Annotated in this window: 1 protein-coding gene; it reads left to right on the top strand. The window is 44.3% G+C overall.

Translation table 11 applies throughout. The features are described from left to right. The first annotated feature begins 350 nt into the window (after positions 1–350). Complete coding sequence (locus tag ACWATR_RS08435) at positions 351–21,218, top strand: non-ribosomal peptide synthase/polyketide synthase (protein ID WP_460331367.1); 20,868 nt, start codon at positions 351–353, stop codon at positions 21,216–21,218. Positions 21,219–21,220 lie beyond the last annotated feature (2 nt).

Here is a 21,220-nt window from a genome sequence, read left to right as displayed (position 1 = left end):
ACTAAATATGATTTTTTAGGAAGAAAATTGCTAAGAATCTGAAAAACTAAAAGCCTATATTTTTATACTTTAAACAATAAAGACTAAGTTATCAAATAAGGGTAAATTATTGTACCCTGAAAAATGTTTGAGCCAAAACGAAAATATTTTAGGTAATTAAAATGAACAAAATAGTTAAAAAGCAATCCTGATTTCCAACAAAAAGCGGTGTTTAGGAAGGATATATAAGCTAATGATATGGTTAGTTAATTAATATAGTTTTTAAATATATTTATTGCTTCTATAAAGACTCTATCCGCAGAATATTCAGATTATTATCGTCAAAATTGTAAGATTCTCCAGGAATTCTAATGAACAGAAAACTAAAAGAAAGCTATCCGCTCTCCTCTGGTCAACAAGCAATGTGGTTTATCTACCAAATGGCTCCAGAGAGCGTTGCTTATAATATATTTAATACGGTAAAAATTAATTCATATTTAAATATTTCTACTTTCATCAGTGTATGGAACAAGATTGTTGAACGCCATCCTATTCTCCGAACCACATATACCACCCACCAAGGTAAACCGATCCAGCAAATTAATGAACAACAAAAATTTAGTATTGACTTAACAGATGCCAACCATTGGAGCCAAGATTATCTAAAAGAGAAGATATTTTCCGAAACTGACCGCCCTTTTAACCTAGAAAAAGATTCCGTTTTGAGGGTTAATTTATTTAGTCAGTCAGTAAAAGAACACATTCTTTTGCTAACAATGCACCACATTGCAGGTGATCTGCGGTCTGTTGATTTACTGCTCAGTGAATTTCAAGCTTTGTATACCGCTGAAATCGATCAAGCTAGTCAAGAGCAGACAGAGGCAACTAAAGATTCTTTGACCAAGAATAAATCTTATGCAGAGTTTGTCCACTGGCAGTCAGAAATGCTATCCAGTTCGAGGGGAGAAAAACTTTGGCAATACTGGCAAGAACAATTATCTGGTGAATTGCCAATTTTGAATTTGCTCACAGACAAACCCCGCCCGACTGTACAGACTTATCAAGGGGAAACATATATTTTCAAGCTAGATGAACAGTTAGTTCAAAAAGTTAATCATCTAGCTATAGTCTCTGGAACAAGTCTTTATAAGCTTCTACTAGCAGCATTTTACATATTAATTTATCGCTATACAGATCAAAAAGATATCCTCATAGGAAGCCCAATGAGAGGTCGGTGGGGCGGAGAGTTTCAAAAAATTATTGGCTACTTCGTTAACCTCATCGTTTTACGAACTTCTGTATGGGAAAATGCCACATTTCAAGAATTCCTTACTCAAGTTAGTAAAACGGTAAAAGATGGCCAAAAACATCAACATTACCCTTTTTCCCTCTTAGCAGAACAACTTCAGCAACAACGAGATCCAAGTCGTTCTCCTTTGTGTCAAGTTGGTTTCGCTTGGCAAGCACAACGTTGGTATGAACTAACAGAGAATTCACTACACAGTCAAGAACAAGTGCTTCAGATGGAGCCTTACTTGATTGGACATCAGCGTGGTGCACACTTGGATCTGAACTTAATGGTGATGGAAGCTGAGGGAGTTTTGCAATTATGCTGGCAATATAATACTGACTTATTTGACGCTACTACAATCACGCAAATGGCAAGTCATTTCCAGACTTTACTTGCGGGAATTGTGGCGAATCCACAGCAACCCATTTCCCAATTACCCCTAATCACGGAAGTTGAGCAGCATCAACTATTAGTTGAGTGGAACAATACACATGTAGATTATCCCCAAGATTTGTGTATCCATCAGTTGTTCGAGCAGCAAGTAGAGCGCAACCCGGATACAGTGGCGGTTGTATTTGAAAATCAACAACTGACTTATGGTGAACTGAATTGTCGGGCTAACCAGTTAGCGCACTATTTGCAGTCTTTGGGTGTAGGTGCAGATGTGCTGGTTGGTATTTGTGTAGAACGTTCTCTGGAGATGCTGGTTGGTCTACTTGGTATTCTGAAAGCGGGTGGTGCTTATGTACCCCTCGATCCAGAGTATCCCCAAGAACGCCTGAGTTTCATGCTCGCAGACACTCAGGCGAAAGTGTTGTTAACCCAACAACCACTAGCTGAGAAACTAGGAAAGCATGAGATACCCGTAATTTATTTAGACTCTGACTGGGAAAAAATTGCCCAATTAGATGAAAAGAATCTCGAAAATACAACGACTCCCAAGAATTTAATCTACGTGATCTTCACTTCTGGATCAACTGGTAGAACTAAGGGTGTGGCAATTGAACACAGACAATTACTTAATTATCTAGATGGAATTCAGGAAAGATTATTCCAGGAACCAGGTGGTAGATTTGCCTTAGCCTCGACATTTGCCGCTGATTTAGGGAATACAGTCATATTTCCCTGTTTATCTAGTGGTGGATGTCTGCACATCTTATCCCAAGAAAGAATATCTGACTCAAATGCCTTTTTAGAATATTGCCAACAAAATCCTTTTGATTATCTAAAAATAGTTCCTTCGCACCTAGCGGCTTTGTTGTCGTCTATACAATCCGAAACTAGATTACCTTGGCAGCAATTAATCTTGGGTGGTGAAGCTACCAGTTGGAATTTAGTCGAGAAAATCCTAATTCATGCTCCGCAGTGCCAAATCTTCAACCATTACGGCCCAACTGAAACCACTGTTGGTGTACTGACTTTTAAGGTAGAGTCTGAAACAATATCTAATACAACCTCTTCTACACAAACTGTTCCTTTAGGTCGTCCCCTATCGAATACACAAATTTATCTACTCGATCGCTATCTGCAACCTGTTCCCATTGGTGTACCAGGAGAATTGTACATTAGTGGTGCTGGTTTAGCGCGAGGCTACCTTAACCGTTCAGAGTTAACACAAGAGAAATTCATCCCCAATCCGTTTAAGGATAGCGCGGCGGTAGCGAGTCCGCGTTCGCATAGCGTCTCGCAGAGAGCGTCGGCAGGAGGCAGGAGGCAGGAGGCAGGAGAAAGTAGATTATATAAAACTGGGGATTTAGCACGCTACTTGAGTGACGGTAATATCGAATACTTGGGACGCATTGATAACCAAGTAAAAATTCGTGGTTTCCGCATTGAGTTGGGAGAAATTGAAGCCGTACTGAGCCAACATGAAGATGTACAGGTATCTTGCGTCATTGCCCGCGAAGATGTCCCAGGTGAGAAGCATTTAGTCGCCTACATCGTGCCACAAAAAGAGGCGACACCCACAGTAACCATTCTGCGGCAATTCCTGAAAGCCAAGCTACCAAAATACATGGTGCCTAATGCTTTCGTGACGTTAGAATCCCTACCACTAACTCCCAATGGGAAAGTAGACCATCGCGCTTTACCCACACCAGATTTACACAGCGAAGCATTAGACAAATATGTTGCCCCACACACTCCCATTGAGGAAATGCTGGCACAAATTTGGGCACAAGTCCTAAAAGTAGAGCAAGTGGGCATTCATGACAATTTCTTTGAACTAGGGGGACACTCACTACTAGCAACGCAACTGGTTTCACGCATCCGCAACATTTTCAAAGTGGAACTACCATTGCGTGAGTTGTTTGCTGCACCAACAGTAACCGAATTGGCGCGATCGCTTGGGCAGTTACAGCAACAAAACTTAGAACTGACCTCCCCACCCATTTTACCAAGGGCAAGGGATGCAGAATTACCACTATCTTATGCCCAAACACGGCTGTGGTTTTTAGACCAGTTCGAGCCGAACAGTGCCTTATATAACATACCTATAGCTTTGCATCTAGTTGGAACTCTCAATCAAGTTGCCTTAGAACAAAGCTTAGAAGAAATAATTCATCGCCACGAAGCGTTACGCACCAACTTCATCACAGTTGATGGAAAACCTTCTCAAATCGTTCAAACAGAAACTAATTGGACGGTATCAGTTGTTGACTTGAAGCATTTATCTACAAATGAACAAGAAATAGCTTCACAGCAATTAGCGCGACAACACGCTATTCAACCCTTTGATTTGGCAAGACTTGCATTAATTAGAGCAACATTATTAGTGCTGTCTGAGACAGAACACGTGTTGTTAGTTTGTATGCATCACATTGTTAGTGATGGCTGGTCAAGGAGTGTATTTGTCCAAGAACTAGCGGCGCTGTACAATGCTTATTCTCAAATTCAGCCTTCTGGTGCGTCCGCTACGCGTAGCTTGCTTGCACCCTTAACCCCACTGCCGATTCAGTACGCAGATTTCGCAATTTGGCAGAGACAGTGGTTGCAAGGAGATGTACTGCACAGCCAACTGAGTTACTGGCAAAAACAACTAAAAGACGCACCAGCTTTATTAGTGTTACCCACTGACCGACCCAGACCGCCTGTGCAAACTTTCGCTGGGGCACATCAAGAGTTTGCACTCTCTGTTGAGTTAACTCAAAGACTGACTCAGCTGTGTCAGCAACAAGGGGTGACTTTGTTCATGACGCTGTTGGCAGCGTTTGATACCTTACTTTATCGCTACACAGAACAATCAGATATTTTGGTGGGGACACCAATTGCTAACCGTAATCGCAGTGAAATAGAAGGGTTGATTGGCTTTTTTATCAACACTTTAGTGATGCGGACTGATTTATCAGGCGATCCTAGCTTTAACGAATTACTTGTTCGCATTCGGGAAATGGCAATGGATGCATACTCTCATCAGGATTTGCCTTTTGAAATGCTAGTAGAGGCATTGCAGCCCCAAAGAGATATCAGCCATACACCGCTGTTCCAGGTAGTGTTTGTGCTCCAGAATGCCCCCATATCTCAAGTAGAACTGACTGGGTTAACTGTCACTTCATTGCCAATAGAAAATGCAACGGCAAAATTTGATCTTACCTTAGCAATGGAGAACACTGCTACAGGACTGGTGGGTGTGTGGGAGTACAATACCGACTTGTTTGATGGCAGCACGATCGCACGGATGACGGGTCATTTTGTGACAATGCTGGAAGCAATTGTGGCTAATCCCCAAGAGCGAATTTCCCAATTGCCCCTGCTGACAGAAGTTGAGCAACGACAGTTATTATTTGAATGGAACAATACACAAGTAGATTATCCTCAAGATTTGTGTATCCATCAGTTATTTGAGGCGCAGGTAGAGCGTACACCCGATGCGATCGCAGTAATATTTGAAAATCAACAACTTACTTATAGTCAGTTGAATGATCGTGCTAACCAATTGGCGCACCATCTAAAGTCTTTGGGTGTGGGAGCCGATGTGCTAGTGGGTATTTGTGTGGAGCGTTCTTTAGAAATGCTGGTAGGATTACTTGGTATTCTCAAGGCAGGTGGTGCTTATGTGCCCCTTGACCCTGAGTATCCCCAAGAGCGTTTGAGCTTTATATTAGAAGATGCTCAAGTTTCGGTGCTGTTAACCCAACAGCAATTAGTAGAGTCTGTTGCTAAACATCAGGCGCGTGTTGTTTACTTAGACAGCGATTGGGAAAAAATTGCTCAAAACAGCGAGTCAAACCCGAAAAACGAAGCTACAGCCAATAACCTAGCTTATGTAATCTACACATCTGGTTCCACAGGTAAACCCAAAGGCGTTTTAGTCAATCACTATAATGTTGCGCGTCTATTTGAAGCAACAGAGCCTTGGTATCACTTTGATGAACAAGATGTATGGACACTATTCCACTCTTATGCATTCGATTTCTCTGTTTGGGAAATGTGGGGTGCTTTGCTTTATGGTGGACGACTGGTAGTAGTACCATATTTAGTGACGCGATCGCCCGAATCTTTCTACAAGTTGCTGTGTCAAGAGAAAGTCACAGTTCTCAATCAAACACCTTCAGCCTTCCGCCAGTTAATTCAAGCCGAACAGTCAATAGCATCTGTTGGCGATTTGAACTTACGCCTAGTTATCTTCGGTGGAGAAGCCTTAGAACTATCGAGTTTACAACCTTGGTTTGACCGTCACGGCGACCAGCAACCCCAGTTAGTGAATATGTACGGGATTACGGAAACCACTGTACATGTAACTTATCGTCCATTGAGCAAAGGCGATTTGAATGGTACAGCAAGTGTAATTGGTCGTCCGATTCCAGACTTACAGGTGTATCTGCTAGATCAGCATTTACAGCCAATGCCGATTGGAGTTCCAGGTGAGATGCACATCGGTGGAGCCGGGATAACTCGTGGCTATCTCAATCGTCCTGAACTGACAGCACAACGGTTTATCTCTAATCCCTTTGGTCGAAGCAGGGGAGCAGGGGAGCAGGGGAGCAGGGGAGCAGAGGGAGCAATCCCCAATCCCAGCCTCTACAAAACAGGAGACTTAGCTCGTTATCTGCCCAATGGCGAGTTGGAGTATTTAGGGCGAATTGACCAGCAAGTAAAGATTCGTGGCTTCCGCATTGAGTTGGGAGAAATTGAGGCATTACTGGCGCAACACCCAAATGTTCGGGAGAGTGTGGTGGTGGTTCGGGAGGATGAACCGAGCGACAAACGTTTAGTGGCTTACGTGATACCGAAGGTGGAACAATCTCTTGAAGCGATCGAACTACGTCGCTTTCTGAAGGAAAAGCTACCAGAGTACATGTTGCCAAATGCAATAGTTATTCTAGAAGCCATACCACTTACTTCCAACGGCAAAGTAGACCGCCGCGCCCTACCTGCTCCAGAGTTACACAGTGAACTAACAGACAAATTTATCGCACCCCGCAATCCAATCGAGGAAATGCTGGCACTAATTTGGGCACAAGTCTTGAAATTAGAGCAAGTAGGCATTTACGATAACTTCTTTGAACTTGGAGGACATTCCCTACTAGCAACGCAACTGTTATCACGCATTCGCAACATTTTCAAGGTAGAACTACCGTTGCGTAGCCTGTTTGTCGCAGCGACAGTAGCCGAATTGGCACAAGAGATTGGGCAGTTACAGCAGCAAAACTTAGAACTTACTTCCCCACCCATATTACCAAGGGTTCATAATACAGAATTACCACTGTCTTATGCCCAAACACGGCTGTGGTTTTTAGATCAGTTCGAGCTTAACAGTTCTTTCTACAACATATCTATCGCTTTGCATCTAGTTGGAACTCTGAGAGTGACAGCCTTAGAACAAAGCTTAGAAGAAATTATTCATCGCCACGAAGCGTTACGCACCAACTTCATCACAGTTGATGGACAAGCCACTCAAATCATTCAAACGAGAAGGGAACAGGGGACTGTATCAATTGTTGACTTTAAGCATTTATCTACAACCGAGCAAGAAATAGCAATAAAGCAATTAGCGCAACAACAAGCTATTCAACCCTTTGACCTAGCAACACAAAGATTAGTGAGGGCAACATTAGTAGTGTTGTCTGAGACAGAACATGTATTTTTAGTGTACATGCATCATGTTGTCTCTGATGGCTGGTCAATGGGTGTGTTTGTCCAAGAACTAGCAGCCCTGTACAATGCCTATTGTCAAGGTCTGCTTTCACCCTTAGCGCCACTACCAATTCAGTACGCAGATTTCGCAATCTGGCAGAGACAGTGGTTGCAAGGGGATGTACTGCAAAGCCAATTGAGTTACTGGCAACAACAATTGGCAGATGCACCAGCTTTATTAGTGCTACCCACTGATCGATCCAGACCTGCTGTGCAGACTTTCGCTGGGGCACATCACAAGTTTGCACTCTCTGTTGAGTTAACTCACAAGCTGACTCAGTTGTGTCAGCAACAAGGGGTGACTTTGTTCATGACGCTGTTGGCAGCCTTTGATACCTTACTTTACCGCTACACAGGACAATCAGATATTTTGGTGGGGACACCAATTGCTAATCGTAATCGTAGTGAAATAGAAGGGTTAATTGGCTTTTTTGTCAACACCTTAGTTCTGCGTACAGACTTATCAGGCAATCCTAGCTTTAGCGAATTACTCACTCGTGTTCGTGAAATGGCAATGGATGCATACGCTCATCAAGACTTACCGTTTGAAATGTTGGTGGAAGTATTGCAGCCACAACGGAACTTAAGCCATACACCACTGTTTCAGGTAATGTTTGTTCTGCAAAATAATCCTATGTCTCCAATGGAGTTAACTGGGTTAACTGTCAGTCCACTAGAGCTAGAAAGTACAACTGCCAAGTTTGATCTTACCTTGTCAATGCAGAACACTGCTACTGGACTAGTGGGGGTATGGGAGTACAATACTGATTTGTTTGATAGCAGCACTATTGAACGGATGGCAGGTCATTTTGTGACTTTACTTGCGGGAATTTTGGCGAATCCACAGCAGCCCATTTCCCAATTGCCCCTGCTGACAGAAGTTGAGCAACATCAACTGTTAGTTGAGTGGAATGATACACAAGTAGATTATCCTCAAGATTTGTGTATCCATCAATTGTTCGAGCAGCAAGTTGAGAGTAGACCGGATGCGATCGCAGTAATATTTGAAAATCAACAATTAACTTATCAACAGTTAAATGAGCGTGCGAATCAGTTGGCTCACTATTTGCAAGAAAAAGGTGTAGACCCAGAAGTATTGGTAGGAATTTTTGTTGAGCGTTCTATTGAGATGATAGTAGGACTGTTAGGAATTTTAAAGGCAGGGGGAGCTTATGTGCCTTTAGATCCTAACTATCCAGCAGAGCGATTGGCTTATATGCTCTCGGATACAGGGGTGTCAATATTGCTCACCCAGCAATCCTTGGTAGAATTTTTACCAGAAAATCAAGCCGAGGTACTGTCTTTAGATAGTGATTGGCAAGTAATTGCCAACTACAGCCAGCAGAATCCCGTTAGCCAAGTAAATTCGGAAAATTTGGCTTATGTCATTTATACCTCTGGCTCTACGGGCAAGCCAAAAGGTGTGATGAATATTCATCGGAGCATTTGCAATAATTTATTGCGGACGACTAATGACTACCCACTCACAGTAAGCGATCGCATCCTGCAAATAGCTCCTTTTAGTTTTGATGCTTCAGTCTTGGAAATCTTCTGGTCTTTAACCTCTGGAACAACTTTAGTAGTAGCTAAACCTGAAGGTCATAAAGACACTGCTTACTTAAGCAATTTGATTGCCCAGCAACAAATTACTCAAATATTTTTTGTTCCCTCATTTCTGCAAGCTTTTCTGCAAGAACCAAACTTAGAAAAATGCCGTTGTTTAAAGCGAGAGTTTTGTGGTGGAGAAGCACTATCTTATGAACTGACTCAAAGATTTTTTGAGCAGTTTGACTGTGAATTACATAATCTTTACGGCCCAACGGAAACGGCAATTAATGCCACTTCCTGGCAGTATATACCACAGTCTACTTATCAAGTAATTCCCATTGGTCGTCCCATTGCCAATACCCAGATTTATATCCTCGATCCTGATCTGCAACCAGTTCCCATTGGCGTTGCTGGAGAATTGCATATTGGGGGTGTCCCTTTAGCGAGAGGCTACCTCAACCAACCAGAATTAACACAAGAAAAATTCATCCCCAATCCGTTTGAGAAGGCAGGATGCAGGAGGCAGGGGGCAGGAGGGAGTAGATTATATAAAACTGGGGATTTAGCACGCTATTTGCCAGATGGCAACATTGAATACTTGGGACGCATTGGCAATCAGGTAAAAATTCGGGGTTTCCGCATTGAGTTGGGCGAGATAGAAACAGTACTGAGGCAACATAGCGAAGTCAATACAGTTGTAGTCATCGCCCGCGAAGATACAACCGGGGATAAACGCCTAGTTGCTTACATCGTGCCACAAAAAGAGGTGACACCCACAGTAAGCGTTCTGCGGCAATTCCTGAAAGCCAAGCTACCAGAATATATGGTTCCCAATGCTTTCGTGATGTTGGAGTCAATGCCATTAACTCTTAATGGGAAAGTAGATCACCGCGCTTTACCCACACCAGATTTACACAGCGAATTCAAAGACAAATATGTAGCCCCACGCACCCCCAGCGAAGAAATGCTGGCACAAATTTGGGCACAAGTCCTAAAAGTAGAGCGAGTGGGCATTTACGATAACTTCTTTGAACTTGGGGGACACTCACTCCTAGCAACGCAACTGGTTTCACGCATCCGCAACATTTTCAAACTGGAATTACCATTGCGTGAGTTGTTTGCTGCACCAACAGTAAGCGAATTGGCGCGATCGCTTGGGCAGTTACAGCAACAAGAGTTACAACTTACTTCACTACCTATCTTACCAAGGGTTAGTAATACAGAATTACCACTATCTTATGCCCAAACACGGCTGTGGTTTTTAGATCAGTTCGAGCCGAACAGTTCCTTCTACAACATACCTTTAGCTTTGCATTTAGTAGGAACTCTCAATCAAGTTGCCTTAGAAAAAAGCTTAGAAGAAATCATTCATCGCCACGAAGCTTTACGCACCAATTTCATCACAGTTGATGGAAAACCTTCTCAAATCATTAACTTAGAAACGAATTGGACTGTATCAGTTGTTGACTTGAAGCATTTATCCACAACCAAACAAGAAATTGCTTTACAACAAGTTGTTAAACAACAAGCTATTCAACCCTTTGATCTAGTAAAACAAGCATTAGTTAGAGCGACATTAGTCGTGCTGTCTGAGACAGAACACGTGTTGTTAGTCTGTATGCATCACGTTGTCTCTGATGGCTGGTCAATGGGTGTATTTGTCCAAGAACTAGCGGCGCTGTACAATGCTTATTCTCAAGATCAGCACTCACCCTTAACTCCACTACCGATTCAGTACGCAGATTTCGCAATCTGGCAGCGACAATGGTTACAAGGGGATGTACTGCAAAGGCAATTGGATTACTGGCAACAACAACTAAAAGATGCACCAGCTTTATTAGTGTTACCCACAGACCGACCAAGACCTGCTGTGCAGACTTTCGCAGGGGCACGTCAAAAATTTGCCCTCTCTTTTGAATTAACTCAAAGACTGACGCAACTGAGCCAGGAACAAGGGGTGACGTTGTTCATGACACTGTTGGCAGTGTTTGATACTTTACTTTACCGCTATACAGAACAATCAGATATTTTGGTGGGGACACCAATTGCTAACCGTAATCGCAGTGAAATAGAAGGGTTAATTGGCTTTTTTATCAATACTTTAGTTTTGCGTACTGATATCTCAGGCAATCCCAGCTTTAACGAATTACTCACTCGCATTCGGGAAATGGCTCTGTCTGCATACTCTCATCAGGATTTGCCCTTTGAAATGTTAGTAGAGGCATTGCAGCCAGAAAGGGATCTCAGTCATACGCCACTGTTCCAGGTGATGTTTTTACTTGAGAGTGCGCCCACATCTCAATTGGAATTAACTGGGTTAGATATTAGTCCATTGCCAATAGAAAATGCGACGGCAAAATTTGACCTAACCTTGTCAATGGAGAACACTGGTAGTGGACTGTTGGGTTCGTGGGAGTACAACACAGACTTATTTGATAGCAGCACGATCGCACGCATGACAGGTCATTTTGTGACACTGCTGGAAGCAATTGTAGCCAATCCCCAAGAGCGAATTTCCCAGTTGCCAATGCTAACAGAAGTTGAGCAACAACAATTATTTGGAGAATGGAACAATACTCAGGCGGATTACCCTGGGGATAAATGCATTCATCAGTTATTTGAGTCACAGGTAGAACTGACCCCAGATGCGATCGCAGTAATATTTGAAAATCAACAGTTAACTTATGGTGAGTTAAACACCCAAGCTAATCAATTAGCACACCACCTACAATCTGTTGGTGTGGGGCCAGAAGTTTTAGTAGGGATTTATTTAGAGCGATCGCTATCGATTATCGTCGGATTGTTAGCCGTCCTCAAAGCCGGTGGCGCTTACGTCCCCCTAGACCCTGATTATCCCCAGCAGCGATTAGCCGACATATCCCAAGATTCACAAATTTCCGTGCTGATCACCCAGCAGAAATTACTTAATTCCTTACCAATCCAAGGGGTAAAAGTCATCATCTTGGACACAGAATCTACGGTGCTGACGAATCAAAGTCAAGAAAATCTGGTGAGTGAGGTAAAACCAGAAAACTTGACTTGTATACTGTACACCTCTGGGTCTACCGGCAAACCCAAAGGCGTAATGCTGACTCACGCAGCTTTAGTTAACCATAGCAGTGCAATTAGTGAAGTATTTGGTTTAACAAGCAGCGATCGCGTTTTGCAGTTTGCTTCCTTCGGCTTTGATGTTGCTGCCGAAGAAATCTTTCCCACTTGGTCGAAAGGTGCAACTGTAGTATTAAGACCCGCGCAAATGTTCCCAGACTTTGCCAGCTTTGCCCAATTTATTGAACAACAAAAGCTGAGTGTCTTAAATATCACCCCAGCCTATTGGCATGAATGGGCGATCGCAGTATCTCAAAAGGATGCAACAGTACCGCGAAGTCTCCGCTTAGTCGCCATCGGTGGGGATGCAGTTCTACCAGAAACAGTAACAATATGGCAGCAATTGGTAGGCGATCGCGTCAATTGTCTTAACGTCTACGGCCCCACCGAAGCATCGGTGACAGCGATCGTCCACGATTTGCTTGATCCCAAATCAGAAAAAACCAATTCTGTATTAATTGGTCGTCCCATTGCCAATACACAAGTTTACATCCTTGACCGTCACCTCCAACCAGTACCGATTGGAGTCAGAGGCGAACTGCATATATGTGGAGTTCGTTTAGCACGAGGTTATCTCAACCGCCCAGAATTGACAGAGGAAAAATTCATTCCCAATCCGTTTGAGGAGGCAGGAGGCAGGAGGCAGGATAGCGCAGCGGTAGCGAGTCCGCGAGCGTCGGCAGGAGGGAGTAGATTATATAAAACAGGGGATTTAGCTCGTTATCTACCTGACGGTAACATTGAGTGCTTTGGACGCATCGACAATCAAGTAAAAATCCGGGGATTCCGCATTGAGTTGGGAGAAATTGAGGCAGTACTGAACCAACATATTCATGTGCAGACATCCTGTGTGATCATTCGCGAAGATGCGATCGGGGAGAAGCGCTTAGTCGCCTACGTAGTACCGCACGAGCAAAAAATACCCACCATTAGCGAATTGCGTCAGTTCCTCTCTAATAATCTGCCTCTTTACATGGTGCCCCAAGCTTTCGTGATTCTGGAGTCGCTACCGCTCACAACAAACCGGAAAGTAGACCGTCGTGCTTTACCAGCACCAGATTTATATAGCGAACTAGCAGACAAATATGTTGCTCCACGTACCCCCAGCGAAGAAATGCTGGCACAAATTTGGGCACAAATCCTGAAAGTAGAGCAAGTGGGCATTCATGATAACTTCTTTGAAATTGGGGGACACTCACTACTAGCAACGCAACTGGTTTCACGCATCCGCAACAGTTTCAAAGTCGAACTACCATTGCGGAGCCTGTTTGCCGCAGCGACAGTTGCTCAATTAGCACATCTTATTGGGCAGTTGCAGCAACAAAATTTAGAACTCACAGTACCACCCATTTTACCAAGGGTTCATAATGCAGAATTATCACTGTCTTATGCTCAACAGCGTTTGTGGTTTTTAGACCAGTTACAGCCGAATAGTGCTTTATATAACATCCCCCTGGCTTTGCGTCTAGTCGGAACTCTCAATGTTGCAGCCTTAGAACAAAGCTTGCAAGGAATCATTCAGCGTCATGAAGCGTTACGCACCAACTTCATCACAGTTGATGGACAACCTTCTCAAATCGTTCAAACGATAAGGGAACAGGGAACTATATCAATTGTTGACTTCAAGGATTTATCCACAAACGAGCAAGAAATAGCTTCAAAGCAATTAGCAATTACACAAGCTATTCAACCCTTTGATTTAGCAAGACAAGCATTAGTGAGAGCAACATTAGTCGTGCTGTCTGAGACAGAACACATTTTACTAGTGTGTATGCATCACATTGTTAGTGATGGCTGGTCAATGGGTGTGTTTGTCCAAGAATTCACAGCGTTGTATAGTGCTTATTCCCAAGGTCAGCCTTCCACTTTAGCGCCATTACCGATTCAGTACGCAGATTTCGCAATCTGGCAAAGACAGTGGTTGCAAGGGGAGATACTGCAAAGCCAACTGTCTTACTGGCAAAAACAATTGGCAAACGCACCAGCTTTATTGTCGCTTCCCACAGATCGACCTAGACCTGCTGTGCAAACCTTTGCTGGCGCACATCAAGAGTTTGCACTTTCACCTGAGTTAACTCAAAGACTGACACAATTGAGTCAGCAACAAGGGGTAACTTTATTCATGACGCTATTAGCGGCATTTGATACATTACTTTACCGCTACACAGGGCAATCAGATATTTTGGTGGGGACACCAATTGCTAACCGTAATCGCAGTGAAATAGAAGGGTTGATTGGCTTTTTTGTCAACACTTTAGTGATGCGGACTGATTTATCTGAAAATCCTAGTTTCCAAAATTTACTCACTCGTGTTCGGGAAGTGGCTTTGGGAGCATACGCTCATCAAGATTTGCCCTTTGAAATGCTGGTGGAAGTATTGCAGCCTGAACGAAACCTTAGCCATACGCCACTATTCCAAGTAGCGTTTGTGATTCAGAATGCGCCCATCTCTCAAGTAGAATTAACTGGGTTAACTATCAGTGATTTGCCAATAGAAAATGTAACTGCCAAATTTGATCTTACCTTGGCAATGGAAAACACTGCGACTGGACTGCTGGGACTTTGGGAGTACAATACTGACTTGTTTGATGCAAGCACTATTGAGCGGCTATCGGGTCATTTTATAACTTTGCTCTCTGCAATTGTGGCGAATCCACAGCAGCAAATTTCCCAGTTGCCAATGTTGACAGAAGTTGAGCAGCAGCAGTTATTAATTGATTGGAATGATACTCAGATAGACTATCCCCAAGATAAATGTATTCATCAGTTATTTGAAGAACAGGTTGAGCAGACTCCAGATGCAGTGGCGGTGGTGTTTGTAGACAATCAACAATTAACTTACCAGCAGTTGAATAGTCGCGCTAATCAGTTAGCCCATTACTTACGCTCATTGGGTGTGGGAGCCGATGTGCTGGTGGGTATTTGTGTCGAGCGTTCTTTAGAAATGATCGTAGGACTACTTGCCATTCTCAAGGCGGGTGGTGCTTATGTGCCCCTTGACCCTGAGTATCCCCAAGAACGCTTACAATATATTCTCGAAGATGCTCAAGTTTCGGTACTACTCACCCAACAGCGAGTTCTTGATAGACTACCTGAACATCAGACGCAGCTTGTCTGTTTGGATGAGATTTGGCCACAAATTGTCCAAAATAATCAAGATAATTTCACCAGTGGAGTTACATCTGCTCACTTAGCTAATCTAATTTATACTTCCGGCTCCACAGGTAAGCCCAAAGGTGTGATGGTTGAGCATACCGGACTTGTTAACTTAGCTCAAGCTCAAATTCAAACTTTTGGCTTGCATTCTGATAGTCGCGTTCTCCAGTTTGCTTCCCTTAGTTTTGATGCTTCTATCTGGGAAATCATCATGGCTCTGGGATCAGGAGCAAGACTCTACTTAGGAACAAAAGACTCTTTAGCGCCTGGTACACCGTTAATTCAGTTATTAAGGGATTATTGTGTTACCCATGTTACCTTACCACCCTCGGCACTAGCAGTCCTGCCTGTTGAGGAACTCCCGGCGTTGCAAACAATAATTGTGGCTGGGGAAGCTTGTTCTGCTGAATTGATCAGACAATGGTCTGTTGGTAGAAACTTCTTCAACGCTTATGGGCCAACAGAAGCTAGTGTTTGTGCCACGATCGCTAAATGCACCGAGAGCGATCGCAAAATCTCTATCGGCCGCCCAATAGCCAACGCGCAAATCTACATCTTAGACTCGCACTTACAACCAGTTCCCGTTGGTGTACCAGGAGAATTACACATTGGTGGTGCAGGATTAGCACGAGGTTATCTCAACCGACCTGAGTTAACACAAGAAAAATTCATCTCTAATCGCTTCGGTCAAAGCAGGGGAGCAGAAATTCTTCTCAATCCCCAATCCCCAGTTCCCAATCCCCGACTTTATAAAACTGGAGATTTAGCACGCTACTTGAGTGACGGCAACATCGAATACTTGGGACGTATTGATAACCAAGTAAAAATTCGTGGCTTCCGCATTGAGTTGGGAGAAATTGAAGCTGCACTGTCCCAGTTACCTGAAGTACGAGAAGCAATAGTCGTCTCACGGGAAGACCAACCGAATAACAAACGCCTAATAGCTTATGTTGTACCGCAACAGAAAAATCTCGAATCATCAAAGAAACCAGAAAATTTATCAACAGACAAATCTTTAAGAGCAAATCTCAAGAAACTCTTGCCCGACTACATGATACCCTCCAGGTTTGTGGTGCTAGAGAACCTGCCCTTAACACCAAACGGCAAGATAGACCGCCGCGCCCTACCAACAAATGAACTAACTCTTCTAAATGAAGCCGATTATTTCATGCCAAATACAGAAGCAGAAAAAATCATTGCTGGTATTTGGCAAAAAACACTACAAGTAGAAAAGGTGGGTCTTTACGATAACTTCTTTGAACTAGGGGGACATTCTCTATTAGCTACTCAGGTAATTTCTCGCTTACAGTCAGCCTTTGGGACTTCCTTACCCTTACGCTATATCTTTGAATCACCTACAGTTGCCCAGTTAAGTGAAGCTATTTTAGCTCAACTTGAAACTGGTTCAGGTCTGGCATTACCGGCGATGGCTACGCCCGCCGCAGGCATCGCACCTGCTTCCAGAGACACAGATATACCCCTATCATGGGCACAAGAACGCCTATGGTTTGTAAATCAATTAGAAGGCGAAAGTAGTGCCTACACAATAGATTTCACCTTACGTTTAGTGGGAAATCTCAACATCAAAGCTTTAGAACAAGCCTTTGGGGAGATAGTGCAGCGCCATGAAGTTCTGCGGACTCGTTTTGAAATCAAGAATGACAAGCCAGTACAAGTAATTGCTCCCCATCTAAGCGTCACCTTACCAGTGGTGGATTTACAGAATGTGCCAGACCCTTGGAAACAAGTTGAGCAACTGGCAACAGCAGAAACCTGCAAACCATTTGATCTAGCGAATGGCCCTGTGCTGCGAGTCAAGTTGTGGCAAATTACTCAAGACGAGTATGTATTGGTATTCGCAATTCACCATATTGCTGCTGATGGTTGGTCGATGGGCGTTTTCATCGGCGAACTGTCAGCCTATTATCGAAGCTCTGTAACAGGTAGTTCTGTTGAGTTACCAGAGTTACCCATACAGTATGCCGACTTCGCCGTGTGGCAACGTCAGTGGCTAACAAATCAGGTACTAGAGCGTCAGTTAAGCTACTGGAAGCAACATTTAACAGGAGCGCCACCTCTATTAGAACTACCCACAGACCGCCCCCGCCCAGCCGTACAGACTTTTCGAGGCGGTACAGAGCGACTGCAATTAGATGTCTTGCTAACGCAGCAATTGAAAAAGCTCAGTCAAGAGTCTGGAAGCACACTGTTTATGACACTGCTGGCGGGTTTTGTAGTGTTAATGTCTCGCTACAGTGGGCAAACAGATTTGGTGATTGGTTCACCGATCGCAAATCGCAACCGTACAGAAATTGAAGGGTTAATTGGCTTTTTTGTCAATACTCTGGCACTGAGATTCGATTTATCCCCAGAACCGACCTTTGAAGCTTTACTAGCGCAGGTGCGAAAAGTTACTCAAACCGCCTACGACCATCAGGATTTACCCTTCGAGATGTTAGTCGAAGAATTGCAACTTGAGCGGAACCTGGATCGCAACCCATTGGTGCAGGTAGTGTTTGCCCTCCAGAATGCTCCCTCATCCGATTGGGATCTACCTGGTTTAAAGGTTGAAGGGATGCCTTCGGGACTGGACTCAGTTCGGCTTGACCTAGAAGTTTACCTGTGGGATATGCCCGAAGGTCTTGGGGGCTTTTGCTCTTACAACGCCGATTTATTTGATGCCGCAACCATCGCCCGCATGATGCAACATTTTGTGACAATCCTTGGAGCAATTGTTGCAAATCCCCAGCAGCCAGTGGCATTACTTCCATTGCTGACACAGCGCGATCGCCATCAAATATTAATAGAGTGGAATGATACTCAAGCGGACTATCCGCAGCATAAGTGTATTCATCAGTTATTTGAAGCACAGGTAGAGCGGACACCTAATGCAGTGGCGGTGGTATTTGAAAACGAACAACTCACCTATCACCAGTTAAATTGTCGCGCTAACCAGTTGGCGCAATACTTGCGGTCTTTGGGTGTAGGAACCGATGTACTAGTGGGATTGTGTGTAGAGCGATCGCTTTTAACAGTCGTTGCATTGTTGGGGATTCTGAAAGCGGGTGGTGCTTACGTGCCCCTTGACCCCGATTATCCCCAAGACCGTCTGAGCTTTATGCTTGAAGATGCTCAAGTTTGGTTACTTCTGACTCAACAGCACTTAGTTGATAAACTACCGCCAAATCAAGCAAACCAAGTCTTTTTAGAGGAAATCTGGTCAGAAATTGCCCAAAATAGCCAGGATAACCTGACTGGGGTTGTAACGGCCTTTGATCTAGCGAATGTGATTTACACTTCCGGCTCTACTGGTAAACCTAAAGGGGTAATGGTTGAGCATAAAGGATTGTGTAACCTAGCTCAAGCTCAGATTCAAGCTTTTGGCTTAGATTCTGGTAGTCGAGTTCTCCAGTTTGCCTCCTTCAGTTTTGATGCTTGTATCTCGGAAATCTTGATGACTTTGGGATCAGGGGCAACCCTTTACCTGGGAACAAAAGACTCTTTAATGCCCGGTACGCCGTTAATTGAGCGGTTACGCGATTATGGCATTACCCATGTCACCCTACCACCATCAGCTTTAGCAGTTCTGCCAGTTGAAGAACTCCCGGCATTGCAAACACTAATTGTTGCTGGAGAAGCTTGTTCTGTTGAACTGATGAAGCAATGGTCTGCTGGTAGAAACTTCTTCAACGCTTATGGGCCAACAGAAGCTAGCGTCTGTGCGACGATCGCAAAATGCACTTCTGAGGATCAGAAAATTTCAATTGGTCGCCCCATTGCCAACACTCAAGTCCACATTCTAGACTCGCACTTACAGCCAGTGCCGATTGGTGTCCCAGGAGAACTGCACATTGGTGGTGTCGGATTAGCCAGAGGCTATCTCAATCGACCAGAGTTAACCCAAGAGAAATTCATCTCTAATCCCTTCGGTCAAAGCAGGGGAGCAGGGGAGCAGAGGAGCAGAGGAGCAGGGGAGCAGGGGAGCAGAGGGGCAGAAATTCTTCCCAATCCCGAATCCCCATTGCCCCTAATCCCCAGAGGGGGCCCCGAGTTCCCCAATCCCCGACTTTATAAAACAGGGGATTTAGCCCGCTATTTACCTGACGGGAATATCGAATACTTAGGACGCATCGACAATCAAGTTAAGATTCGCGGCTTCCGTATCGAGTTAGGCGAAATTGAAGCAGTTTTGAGCCAGCACTCCTTGGTACAGGAGAGTGTCGTCGTCACCAGAGTTGATTCCTCTGGGGATAAAAGTCTGGTGGCTTACTTAGTGCCCGGTTTCAAAAGTCAAATATTACCCCAGCAGCTTGCTCAATGGCAGAGTGAGTATGTGAGTGACTGGCAAAGGCTTTATGAACAAGCTTATGGGCAAGTTGAAGTATCCACAGATGACCCCACGTTCAATATCAGTGGTTGGAACAGTAGTTACACCAGACAAGCCATCCCAGATATGGAGATGCGGGAGTGGGTTGAAAATACGGTGAGCCGGATTCTGGCGGTTGAACCAAAACGGGTATTAGAAATTGGTTGCGGAACGGGGTTACTGCTATCGCGCATTGCCAAGGGTTGCCAACAATATTGGGGAGCCGATTATTCCATCGCCGCCATCAAGTACGTTGAGCAGGTTTGCAGCACGGTTGAGGGTCTAGAACATGTGCGGCTGCTGCACCAAATGGCAGATAACTTTGCAAGTATCCCCCAAGGAGAATTCGACACTGTAATTGTGAACTCTGTAGTCCAGTATTTCCCCAGTGTTGAATATCTGTTACAAGTTCTAGAAGGAGCGATTGCCACAATTGGCCAAGAGGGGACAATTTTTGTGGGCGATGTCCGCAGCTTGCCGCTACTGGAGCCATATCACGCAGCTGTGCAGTTATCCCAAGCAATTGATGAAAGAAGTATTGAGCAATGGCAGCAGCAGGTACACCAGAGTGTAGCCGCTGAGGAAGAATTGCTCATTGATCCCAGGTTTTTCATCGCTCTCAAACAACGTTTTCCCCAGATTTCTTGGGTGGAGATTCAGCCCAAACGCGGTCATTCTCAAAATGAGTTAACTCAATTCCGCTATGATGTCACTCTGCATCTGGGTACTGATGTTCAAACACCAGTAGTTCCTTGGTTAAACTGGCAACTAGACCAACTTTCCTTTACCCAAATTAAAAATCAACTGCTTTCAGAGCAGCCGGAATTCTTGGGAATCAGACGTGTACCAAATCAACGGGTGCAGCAAGCATTACAAATTTGGGAATGGTTGTCTAATCCTCCTGGTGTCGAAACAGTCGGTCAATTGCGGGAAATACTGGCACAACAGCCAAAAGTTGGGATCAATCCAGAGCAGTTTTGGGAACTGGGGCAGGATCTCGGCTACGCTGTTCACTTGAGTTGGTGGGGCAGTAGTCAGGATGGTTCATTCGATGTGGTGTTTTGCCGCAATAGTTCAACGCTAAGACACCAAGCGATCGCTTTTTGGGATAGTTCAACGGTTACTACTAAATCCTGGACTGACTACACTAACAATCCTCTACACGGTAAGTTAGTCCAGAAGTTGGTGCCCCAGGTGCGGGAATTTATCCAACAAAAGCTACCCAATTACATGGTTCCGAAAGCTTTTGTCCTGCTCAATGCTTTGCCCCTGACACCTAATGGCAAAGTGGATCGTCGGGCGCTCCCAACACCTGATACGGCTTCCAGAAATCTCTCAACTGGCTTTGTTTCTCCTCGAACTCCAATTGAAGCTCAACTGGTTCAAATCTGGGGTGAAGTTCTGGGACTGGAACGGATTGGCGTTAAGGATAACTTCTTTGAATTAGGGGGACATTCGTTGCTGGCTACTCAGGTTATTTCACGCAGCAATTCAGCTTTTGGACTTGATCTCTCTGTACAGAAGATGTTTGAGTTTCCCACTGTTGCTGCGATCGCATCCTACATGGAAGTAATGGATTGGGCAGCTGAAGATTTAGCGGAACCTGATATCACTGGCGAAATAGTGGAGTTTTGAGA

Source organism: Nostoc sp. UIC 10890 (assembly GCF_054786515.1).
Note: the sequence above shows the minus strand (reverse complement) of the source record. Positions and strands in the feature narration are given on the sequence as shown.

Bases quoted from the DNA above. Each gene is read 5' to 3' on its own strand.
- ACWATR_RS08435 (WP_460331367.1), top strand. From the start codon at position 351: ATGAACAGAAAACTAAAAGAAAGCTATCCGCTCTCCTCTGGTCAACAA.